Consider the following 10,221-nt stretch of genomic DNA (forward strand, 5'->3'; position numbering starts at 1 on the left):
TTACAACTACGAACGGATCAAGACGGGGTTAGGTGGACTGAGTCCGGTACAATACCGAACTCAGTACCAACAGGCGATGTTATAACTGTCCAGGTTAAGGGGTTCACTTCAAATGCAGAGCCGCCAGACTAATTAAAATTAAACCAGCGTCCCCTTCACACCGTGCGGTTCAGAACGCAAATACTGTGATGGAACCTTGACCTGCGCATTCAGTGCGGCAGCAGCCTGCCATGGCCAGTGCGGGTTGTAGAGCACGGCACGCCCTAACGCGACCAGATCGGCATGACCTTGCTCCACCACCGCTTCCGCCTGCTGCGGCTCGGTAATTAAGCCCACGCCGATAACCGGAATCTTCACCTGCTGGCGGATATCGCGTGCGAAAGGCAGCTGATAACCGGGCCCCACAGTGATGGATTGCTGTGGTGATAGCCCACCGCTCGACACATGCACATAATCACAGCCCTGTGCTTCCAGCTGCTGGCTAAACACAATAGATTGCTCAATATCCCAGCCACCCTCAACCCAATCGCTGGCGGAGAGTCGCACGCCAACCGGAATCGAAGCAGGCACGGCAGCACGTACCGCCGCAAAAACCTCGAGTGGGAAACGTAAACGATTCTCCAGCGAACCACCGTATTGGTCCTGACGTTGGTTGCTCAGTGGCGACAGGAACTGGTGCAGCAGGTAACCGTGTGCCGCGTGGATTTCAATCAACTCAATACCCAGACGTACCGCACGCTGCGCGCTATCTACAAATGCCTGTTTAATGCGCACCAGCCCCGCTTCATCCAGTGCGGTCGGTGCATGATCTTGCTCTGCAAAGCTGATCGCTGAAGGAGCCACCGTTTGCCAGCCACCTTCACTCTCCGGCAGTTGATGCCCTCCCTGCCATGGCGCACGGCATGAGGCTTTACGCCCTGCGTGTCCCAATTGGATCCCCATACGGATCGGTGACCAGGCGCGAATGTCAGAAAGCACGCTGTGTAACGCGGCTTCTGTCTTGTCATCCCACAGCCCGAGATCTCCCGGCGAGATACGACCTGCCGCTTCAACGGCGGTGGCTTCCAGAATCAGCAATCCTGCGCCAGACAGCGCCAGTGAACCTAAATGGATGCGGTGCCAGCTGCTGGCGCATCCTGCATCGGCGGAGTATTGGCACATCGGGGCGATCACGATGCGGTTCTCCAGCTCAAGCTCTCCAATCTTTGCGGCACTAAATAGTTGACTCATCTTTATCCCTTAACGTTGTTAGCAGCAGCGCTGCACAGGTTTGACTCAAGGTTAAACCGTTTTATTCATTCTGTTATTAATGATTAATGCCAGTAGCGCGAACCATCAGCGCGTCATACCTGAATAGCAACCCTGGCAACATGAAACGACCATCCTCACCAAATGATCTACTATTGTTTGACTCCTGATCTGCTCGAAGCACTCCTTACCGTCCCGCTCAAATGGCGTGCGATAGGCAATGTCATTGCCCTGGTGTTCAGCTCTATGTCAGCAGTCTAATTATTGGAAAAAGCCCCATTCAAATGATATGAAAGACTTCAAAGGAAACAAAAAATCCCTGCCCGTCCGCTATTGCAAGCAGTGCCATAAGCCGATGACCTGGCGTAAAAAGTGGGAAAATTGTTGGGAAGAGGTGCAGTACTGCTCAGAGCGCTGCCGCCGCGCAGCCAAAAGCCACACGGTCGGCAGCGGGTCTTGACACGATTTGATCGCTACGCTGAAGCCGCCGTTTCAGTCGTGCTCTCGCCAAAATGTTCACGCATGTGTGATTCGATCTCTTCCAGCGATTTGCCACGGGTTTCCGGCAACATCACCGCGACAAACACCAGGGAAGCCACGTTGATCGCAGCGAAGATAAAGAATGCATTATTTCCCACCAGCGACAGCAGTGGCGGGAAAGCCAACGCAATGATGGCGTTACATATCCACTGAAAAGCCACCGCTGAACCGGTCAGTACGCCACGTACTTTCATCGGAAACAGCTCAGACATCAGCAGCCAATACACGGGCGAAATACACATCTGCATAAAGAAGAGAAACACCAGGATGCAGGCCAGCGCCAGCAGGCTTTGCACTAAACTGTGCGGCATCAGTATCAGCACCGCTCCCAGCGCCAGCTGCATGGCGATCACCACCGATAACCCGGTGATAAGCATTGGGCGGCGACCAAAATGGCTGATCGCTTTGATGCCGGCAAAAGTCGCGATCACAGATACCACGCCGTTGCCTATCGTGGCTGCGATCGACGCGCTGGTGCCAAGTCCGGTACTTTTAAGAATGATAGGCGTGTAATACATAAAAGCATTCACACCGGTGAATTGCGCCACGATACCCATACCGCAGCCCAACAGCAGCAATCGTACTATCCATTTTTCTTTCAGCAGTTCACGAGCGGGCGGCCCCTGACGGGCTTCGCGCGCGTTCTGGCGCATCTCCGCCATCTCTTTTTTGATTTCGCGCGGATTCTCACGCAATTTGCGCAGAATACGTAACGCCTCGTTTATGCGCCCTTCGGCCACCATCCAGTGCGGTGAAGCCGGGACAAAAAAGGTGCCAATAAACAGCAGCACGCCCGGGATCATCGCCAGCGACAACATATAACGCCACATGTTCGGATCATGCAGTAATAGACTCATAGCTGCACTGACGATGTAAGCCAGCAACTGGCCTGACACAATCATCAGCTCATTACGGCTGACCAGCGGCGCACGATGCTTCGGACCCGCAATCTCAGCGATAAATACCGGAACGGTGGAAGATCCGCCACCCACGGCGAATCCGAGGATAAATCGCATCACCACCATGATCTCAAGATTCGGCGCGATGGTGGTGCCTAATGCACCAGCAACGAATAATACGGCCAGGCTGCGCAACGTAATTCGGCGGCCAAAGCGGTCAGAAACAAACCCGCTAACTAAGGCCCCGAACGCTGAACCAAATGTGAGCGCGGAAGTAACCAGCCCTTCGGTAAAGGGGGTGAGTTCAAGTCCGCCCTGCGAGGTCGGCAGAGTCATATAAGGCAGCGCACCGGAAATGATGCCCGTGTCATAACCGAACGCCAGCGCGCCCATGGTGGCGACTAACACCACAAAGAACAGACGCTGCTGCACGGTTAAATTGAGCGAGCCGCCATCATCCGATGGGGGCGGAGAAGAGTTTTGCATTTGAGCTTCCATGGGTTGCTAAAAACACAGCTAACACTGTGTAAAGAAAGGTATGAGTATAGTCAGGATTTGAAAAATGAGATCTGAGTCACGGTATTTCGTTGGGCCTGAGAGGGGTGTGCAGCAGACTTTTTTGATTTTCGAATTCAGATCGTGGGTAATCCCTCGACGTCATCCACATCACCCACAATGTGTCATTCGCGGTGCACAGATAATAAAGCGAGGCTGTTATTACGAGGGAATAGAACGCCGCAGAATCTTCAGGGGTTAATCCAGGTGAATGAAGTCAGACTTCCCGTTGCGGAATAAGCCAGTCGCGCCCTGCGATTATTGTCGCGATCAAGGCGAAACCAGTCGAGCGACTCAACCTGAAAAATCATCACACCAAAATGGCGTTTACCGTCTTCCCCGCTCTCCTCACTTTCAGCATGTCGGGTTTGATCGCACGGAAACAACACTACTTCTCCCGGCGGCCCGCCTGAATAACTCCTGCGCGTCCAGACTGACAGCCCTTGCCACGTTTGCCCGGCGAGAGCGCTTGCTGGTTCATATCGTTTGAAAAACCCCTGCAAACGTAACTGCAGACGCGATTGCGAGCAGAAACCCAATACCGTTGCAGCGGGGTTGATGGCTAATTCCTGCCATTTTGCACTGCGGATATCGGTGTGAAACTCCAAAAGCCGCTGGGCACTGTCTGTTCGCCTTAACACCATCATGCGAGCCTGTGGTTTTAAATCAGCATCGATGGTACAGACGTTGAGATAACGAAACCCGGTGTGAAGATCGTTTGCTGCAGCATCCAGTTCCTGCCAGGCCATGGCATCAATATGTTCAGATTCTGGTGTCAAACTCACGCCCTCAATTTAACGAATGACGTTAAGTATAGAGGCTCGAGATCATTCATTGAGGTGTTACAGGGTTAACTTTGCTTGAAGGGTGTGACGCTGGAACCTCCGCACACCAGGCACGAAGGTTCCAGATATCAGATTATGACAGGGCCTTTCTCCGTGGAGAATTCAGCCAAATCAGAATCGGTAGTTCGCGGAGATGGAAACGTTACGCGGTTCGCCGTACACAGTGTTTCTGCCGACATCGATGTTATACGTCTTGTCGAACAGGTTGTTCAGGTTGGCCTGCACGGAGAGTTGTTTGGTGACCTGATAACGACCGAACAAATCCACCAGCGCGTAGCTGCCCTGCTCTGCATACAGCGTTGAGGTTCCGCCAGGCCCCGCTACGTTATCCCAGGTGTGCGTCTGCCAGTTCACGCCGCCGCCCACAGTCAGATCCTGCAGCATCGGCAAGCGATAGCTAGTGAACAGTTTCAGTGAAGTACGTGGCTGCGTTGGGTTCAGCGCGGCATCTTCGCCATCTTTCGCCACATAGCGCGTTGCACCGAAGGTCATCTGCAGGTTATCGGTCACCGCACCGTTGATTTCGAATTCAACACCTTTACTCACCGTGCCGTTCTGCTCGTAGTAAGCGTAATCGGTACTGCCTGGCACCAGCGCATAATCCGTCGCGCCCAGGTGATCCTGCTCGATACGGAACACCGCCAGCGATGCGGTGATGCGGCTGTTCATCCAGTCGCCCTTGATCCCGGTTTCATAGCTTTTACCGGTGACAGGAGAGAGATAAGCACCCTGCGCATTACGATAGGTCTGCGGTTTGAAAATCGAGGTATAGCTGGCGTAGGCGGAATAGGTATCGTTGATGTCATACAACAGGCCTGCATACGGCGTGATGTTGTTCTTCTCCATATTCTGCGTCAGCGTGTTGGCGTTGTATTGCGTGTAACGCGCGCCAAGGATCAGATGCAGCGGATCGGCCAGTGAAATGCGCGTCGCTAAGTAAGCGGATTTCTGACGGATCACATTATCCTGTGACAGCGCCTGGTCGTCCCAATCCGGTTCTGGATAATTACCCCAGTCATTGAAATCACCCACGTCTGCCGAGGTGAAGCTGGTGGAGGCACTGACGTAGCGATCGTGCTGGCGGATATAAGTGACACCCGCCATTAACTCATGCTGGCGACCAAACAGCTCATACGGACCGGTGACATAGGCGTCTGCGGTATCTTCTTTGCGTTTTGCGGTGTTGTAGCCGGTGCCGCCTAACAAATCATAGCCCTCATAAGGGCCGATACCGATACCGGTCGATTTATCAAAGTAACCGTCGATATACAGCAACTTACTGTCCATGGTGGCTTCAGTATGCGAGCCGCTCAGGTTCAGCTCCCAGCCGTTATTAAACGTCTGCTTCAGGCTGGCGAAAACCTTTTTGGAATCGCTGTTGTTGTAGGCCCAATCTGGTGCGAGGTTGGTACTGCGAGAGTAGTTGGTTTTGCTGCCGTCGAGATAGAAAGTCGGCAAGCCGCCCCAGGTCGCACCTTGTATGTTGGTTTCCTGGTAATCGTAACCCAGTGTCAATGTCGTGGAATCGGTGAGATCGGCCGCGACGGTGCCATACAGGAATTTCTTCTGCGTATGGTAGTGATCCAGCCAGCTGTCGCCATCCTGATAGCCCGCCACCACGCGTCCGCGCACATTGCCGGACTCGGTCAGTGGACCGGAAAGATCGGCAACGTAACGTTGGGTATCCCAGCTGCCATAGCTGGCTGACAGATTACCCTGAAACGTTTTGCTGTCTGCCTGCTTGTGCACCATGTTCACTGACGCTGCCGGGCTGCCCGCGCCGGTCATCAGACCCGTCGCACCACGCACCACTTCAACGCGGTCATAAACTGCGGTATCTGACAGGGTATCACCCAGATTCCAGGCGCTATCAATCAGTGCTGGCACGCCATCGATCTGGTAGTTATCGATCATGAATCCGCGTGAGTAGAAATTGCTGCGGTTAGCGCCAGAGTTGAACTGACTGATGCCGGTGGTGTTGGTTAAGACGTCAGTTAACGTCTCCAGCTTCTGATCCTGCATACGCTGTTTGGTGATGACAGAAACAGACTGCGGCGTGTCACGCGCGGTCAGCGCTAATTTAGTGGCGGCGCGCGTAACCGGGACGTTGTAGTCCGTGTCCTGGCTGCTATTGGTGCTACCGGCTGCCGCCGTGACTTCCAGCGTTTGCTCTTTAGTGGTGGTCTCCGCAGCGGAAACTTTCGGGCTGTGTAATGCAGTCGCGATAACCAAGGCCAGTAAAGAGATCATCGGCAGCGTTTGGCTCACACCGATATTATTATTTGCCTTTAATAGCCTGGCTTGACGTGAAGAACGAGACATTATCATCCTTTGAGATTTGTTATTAATGAGATGACTGGTGGGTGTTCAGATGCGCAAACGCCCAACTCCGTCAAAATGAGAGACAGAATTCCCTGTAAAACATATTTTCGTAACTGATTTAGTAGGAAGCGTTTTAGCGTGAAAGTGGTACGCAGCAACAGATTCCCCACCCGCCCAATAAGGCGAATGAGAATTATAATTATTACAATTCTCTGAGCAAGTTATTTACTCTTATGACGAAAAATAAACACAAATCACGCTGAATTTATTCCTGAGAGTGATAATTCCATTCGGATACGGAAATGGAAGCCATCTGAAATTGAAACTTATTCAATCAGGGCGCTGTCCTAATGACTGGAATGACATATTTATCCCCATCAATTTTAAATATATGAAATAAATAATAACGATTTAATTCCTGGCCGCTTATTTCGCTATTTTCTTTGCTCAACATTGCAGCGACAGCACTGACTTATTTTATCCCCCCAATCCCTTTTCCACCTGCCCCTGTGCAAACGCCCGACCATAACCCTGTAATCGTAAAGAAATCGTAAATACACCCCACGTAAACTCCCTCATGGCGCAAGCCTAACGACATGATATGTAACAACATAAAACAGGAGTTTATGATGGCAGGGATTTCAACCTTAGGCATAGGGTCCGGTCTAAAACTGGGCGATATTCTGGATAGCCTGACAACAGCAGAAAAACAGGTGCTGGTGCCGATCTCAAAGCAGCAGTCTGCCGCAACGGCCAAGCTTTCCGCCTACGGCACACTCAAAACAGCCGTGCAGTCATTCCAGACAGCGAACAAAAGCCTGCAAGACGCGGGTTTATACACGCAGACCAAAGCCACCAGCAGCTCCAGTGCTTTTACCGCAGATTCAACGGGGAGTGCATTGCCTGGCAAGTACAGCATCAGCGTCACCCAGCTCGCCCAGTCACAAACGTTGACCAGTGCAACACGCTCAGATATCAATCAGGCTGTGGGAAGTGCAGCAGATAATCGCCGCATGACACTGATCAGTGAAGATGGCAGTGAGCACACCATTGAATTAGGTCAGGAGCAAACTTCGCTCAGCGCCATCAGAGACGCGATTAACAAGTCGAATGCGGGCATCAGCGCGAGTCTGATCAAGGTGTCAGATAAAGACTATCGCCTGTCGTTGACCTCTACCCAAACCGGAACCGGACATGCGCTCAAAAGCCTGGCGATAACCGGTGATGATACGCTACAGGCATTCCTGGGTTATGACCCTGCCAACGGCGCATCAGGGATGACGCAAAACGTCGCGGCGCAGAATGCCAGCCTGACCATTAATAACATCCCGATTGACAGCAGCAGCAACACCATCAAGGATGCCGTTGAAGGGATCACGCTCAACCTGAGCGATCAGACATCCGGCGCTCAGACACTCACCATCGCCAGTGATAATTCCAAAGCAAAAACCGCCGTCACAGATTGGGTCAATGCCTATAACGCGTTGCAGGACACCATGGACAACCTGACCAAATACACCCCCGTTGATGCCGGCGCCGATCAGGACAGCAAAAATGGTGCGTTGTTAGGGGATGGCACACTGCGCATGATTCAGACCCAGCTGAAAAACATTCTCGCCAACGGTTCGGGCTCCTCGCAGTTCAAAACCCTTACTCAGGCAGGCATCAGTACCGATCCGACAAATGGAAAACTCAAACTGGATACGGATAAATTAACCAGCGCATTAGCCGTCACTCCGGAAGCAGTCAGAGATATCTTTTCGGGGGATGGTGAGAAAACCGGTATCGCGACCGGAATGGCATCCAGTATGACGCTCATTCTGAGTAGTAAAGGTGTGCTGCAAGGCGCCACTGACAGTATCAGTAAAAAGCTAAACGCACTGACGGAACAATATAACAACGCCAGCAAGAAAATTGATGACACCATTGCCCGCTATAAGGCGCAGTTTACCCACCTGGATACCATTATGAGTTCTTTAAATAGCACCAGCGATTATCTCACGCAGCAATTTGAGAGTATGTCAGGTACGAAGAAATAATTCAGATGAAAATAATGCCAGCATTGCTGGCATTACTCACTCAGGCAGGATTTATCAGGGCGTGAATAATATCAACGAGCCCCTCTTCATTCCCGGTAAAATGCGTCCGAATTTGCCCAGGTGTATATCCCGTCAGGTCACGCATGGTGCGGGTAAAAGAAGCCTGACAGTTAAAGCCATTTTCCACCGCCACCTCCAGAATGCGTTTACGGCTTCGCGTCAGAATATAGGCGGTGTTGATGATTCTGCGTACGCGAACATATTCATACACGTTTAACCCGGTGAGCTGCACAAATTTGCGCTGAAAATGCCAGATGGAGTAGCCACTTTTGCTCGAGATTCTGTCTACTGACAGATTTTCATCCAGATGGTTATCGATCCATTCAACCATTTGCTGAATAACGGCAACCACCGATTTTTCTCTCTCACCGATCATGGCAGAAGCTCCGCCAGTGTAACGCGTCATCCGGCCTCCCGGTTGCACTGAGGGGACACAAATCGTCACCCGCACCGCGCTCTGACGTAATTCAATGCTGGCTCTAATCGATGAACGACTCATTTTCTGTTGGGGATATGTTTTGTCAGCATGGAGGGCTACGGTGTTGCTACTCAACATAAAGGCTCCACTGTTCTAAACAGGTCAGATGGCTGCCGCTGCGACAGATCCTGCGGGAGAATCATCGCTGCACCGCGTTTATTTACGGTATTCATATTCCGCCTATTCCGATGTAAAGCGCACCGCAGCGATGGCTGAGCGACATAGATAAGGTTGGTGCAGGGATTATCAGTTGGACGTTGTCGCAAGGAAATTATACAAATGGATAGTTATACTTTTGGATAATTGAATTTATCCACCAACGCGTTACTCCATGTTTATAGCCGGATAAGGTTGTATGAAAAACTGAGAATGCTTTTCCAGCCTGTTGATTATTCTGTGTGCTTAACAATACTTTAATACTACTCAGCTCATCGATTAATCGCTGGTCTGCTTATCAGCCGCATTTATTAACACTCAATTGACCTAAAAGCGCCTGAAATCAGCGTTCGCCAATTCCAACGCTAACTCTTTAAAGGTATATTGCCTGTTCTGTATAAGAGAACTCGCCTGAGTTTTAATGAGCCTTTATGGATAAAACGATTTATCTTGTTGATGATGATGTTTCAGTCATCACCTCCCTGAAAAACCTTCTGAGTTCTGAGGGATATCAGGTTTTTGCTTTTACTTCTCCGGCTGAATTTTTAAACCAACCGGAATTCACCACGCCTTGTTGTCTGATTGTTGACCTGAATATGCCTGGACTCGATGGGTTCGACGTCTCTGCCCGCCTGACGGAGCGGGGATACTCGATACCGACCATCTTCCTGACCGGTTTTGGCACTATCCCGATTACGGTGAAAGCGATGAAGGCGGGAGCCTTTGAGTTTTTAACCAAACCCGTGATGCCCGATGACCTGCTGAGCGTCGTAAGCGACGCGATCGCGTTATCCGAAAAAAGTGATGCAGTTGCCAAAGAGAAGGTCGAACTCACCGGCCGCTACCAGTCGCTCACCCCGCGTGAGAAAGAGCTGATGCAGCTGGTGATGCGTGGATTGTTGAATAAGCAAGTTGCCGCTGAAATGGGGATCAGTGAAATCACCGCGAAAGTCCATAAACGCCGGGTGATGGAGAAGATGATGGTGCGATCGGCATCAGAGCTGGTCAGAGCCGCAGAGAAGTTGAATTTGCTCGATGATGAGTAGACTCACCTGAGGCTCCCGCCCTGTCAGGCGGGA

Annotated in this window: 9 protein-coding genes; 4 read left to right on the forward strand and 5 right to left on the reverse strand. The window is 51.5% G+C overall.

Features of this window, described 5'->3' with window-relative positions; genetic code table 11:
- A partial coding sequence (locus WFP70_RS26825) for an IS3 family transposase (RefSeq protein WP_442956338.1) occupies window positions 1-85 on the forward strand: 85 nt, incomplete at its 5' end.
- 53 nt (window positions 86-138) lie between these two features.
- On the opposite strand, the gene WFP70_RS19115 is transcribed toward WFP70_RS26825, so the two are convergent.
- Window positions 139-1,230, reverse strand: coding sequence for an NADH:flavin oxidoreductase/NADH oxidase (locus WFP70_RS19115; protein ID WP_337024085.1), 1,092 nt, complete (start codon window positions 1,228-1,230; stop codon window positions 139-141).
- Window positions 1,231-1,537: 307 nt separating this feature from the next.
- On the opposite strand from WFP70_RS19115, the gene WFP70_RS19120 reads away from it, so the two are divergent.
- Window positions 1,538-1,708, forward strand: coding sequence for a DUF2256 domain-containing protein (locus tag WFP70_RS19120; protein ID WP_337024086.1), 171 nt, complete (start codon window positions 1,538-1,540; stop codon window positions 1,706-1,708).
- A 13-nt stretch (window positions 1,709-1,721) separates the two neighbouring features.
- Here WFP70_RS19120 and WFP70_RS19125 read toward each other — a convergent pair whose 3' ends face one another.
- From WFP70_RS19125 to fhuE, 3 genes are all read right to left on the reverse strand, one after another.
- On the reverse strand, window positions 1,722-3,173 hold the full coding sequence (locus WFP70_RS19125) for a sugar porter family MFS transporter (protein WP_337024087.1): 1,452 nt from the start codon (window positions 3,171-3,173) through the stop codon (window positions 1,722-1,724).
- Window positions 3,174-3,433: 260 nt separating this feature from the next.
- The gene (locus WFP70_RS19130) at window positions 3,434-4,021 is read right to left on the reverse strand and encodes a pyridoxamine 5'-phosphate oxidase family protein (protein ID WP_337024088.1); all 588 of its coding nucleotides are present in this window, start codon (window positions 4,019-4,021) and stop codon (window positions 3,434-3,436) included.
- Between the two features lie 177 nt (window positions 4,022-4,198).
- On the reverse strand, window positions 4,199-6,409 hold the full coding sequence (gene fhuE, locus WFP70_RS19135; protein WP_337024089.1) for a ferric-rhodotorulic acid/ferric-coprogen receptor FhuE: 2,211 nt from the start codon (window positions 6,407-6,409) through the stop codon (window positions 4,199-4,201).
- A gap of 629 nt (window positions 6,410-7,038) precedes the next feature.
- Between fhuE and fliD the strand changes: the two genes are divergently transcribed.
- The gene (gene fliD / locus WFP70_RS19140) at window positions 7,039-8,448 is read left to right on the forward strand and encodes a flagellar filament capping protein FliD (RefSeq protein ID WP_337024090.1); all 1,410 of its coding nucleotides are present in this window, start codon (window positions 7,039-7,041) and stop codon (window positions 8,446-8,448) included.
- A 40-nt stretch (window positions 8,449-8,488) separates the two neighbouring features.
- On the opposite strand, the gene WFP70_RS19145 is transcribed toward fliD, so the two are convergent.
- Window positions 8,489-9,064, reverse strand: coding sequence for an AraC family transcriptional regulator (locus tag WFP70_RS19145; RefSeq protein ID WP_337024091.1), 576 nt, complete (start codon window positions 9,062-9,064; stop codon window positions 8,489-8,491).
- Between the two features lie 509 nt (window positions 9,065-9,573).
- Between WFP70_RS19145 and WFP70_RS19150 the strand changes: the two genes are divergently transcribed.
- The gene (locus WFP70_RS19150) at window positions 9,574-10,188 is read left to right on the forward strand and encodes a response regulator transcription factor (protein ID WP_200575578.1); all 615 of its coding nucleotides are present in this window, start codon (window positions 9,574-9,576) and stop codon (window positions 10,186-10,188) included.
- Window positions 10,189-10,221: the final 33 nt, after the last annotated feature.

The sequence above is a fragment of the Pantoea sp. USMM079 genome, assembly GCF_037153115.1.
Classification (GTDB): Bacteria; Pseudomonadota; Gammaproteobacteria; order Enterobacterales; family Enterobacteriaceae; genus Pantoea; species Pantoea communis.

Bases quoted from the DNA above. Each gene is read 5' to 3' on its own strand.
- WFP70_RS19145 (WP_337024091.1), bottom strand. From the start codon at position 9,064: ATGTTGAGTAGCAACACCGTAGCCCTCCATGCTGACAAAACATATCCC.
- fhuE (WP_337024089.1), bottom strand. From the start codon at position 6,409: ATGTCTCGTTCTTCACGTCAAGCCAGGCTATTAAAGGCAAATAATAAT.
- WFP70_RS19150 (WP_200575578.1), top strand. From the start codon at position 9,574: ATGGATAAAACGATTTATCTTGTTGATGATGATGTTTCAGTCATCACC.
- WFP70_RS19125 (WP_337024087.1), bottom strand. From the start codon at position 3,173: ATGCAAAACTCTTCTCCGCCCCCATCGGATGATGGCGGCTCGCTCAAT.
- WFP70_RS19115 (WP_337024085.1), bottom strand. From the start codon at position 1,230: ATGAGTCAACTATTTAGTGCCGCAAAGATTGGAGAGCTTGAGCTGGAG.
- WFP70_RS19120 (WP_337024086.1), top strand. From the start codon at position 1,538: ATGAAAGACTTCAAAGGAAACAAAAAATCCCTGCCCGTCCGCTATTGC.
- fliD (WP_337024090.1), top strand. From the start codon at position 7,039: ATGGCAGGGATTTCAACCTTAGGCATAGGGTCCGGTCTAAAACTGGGC.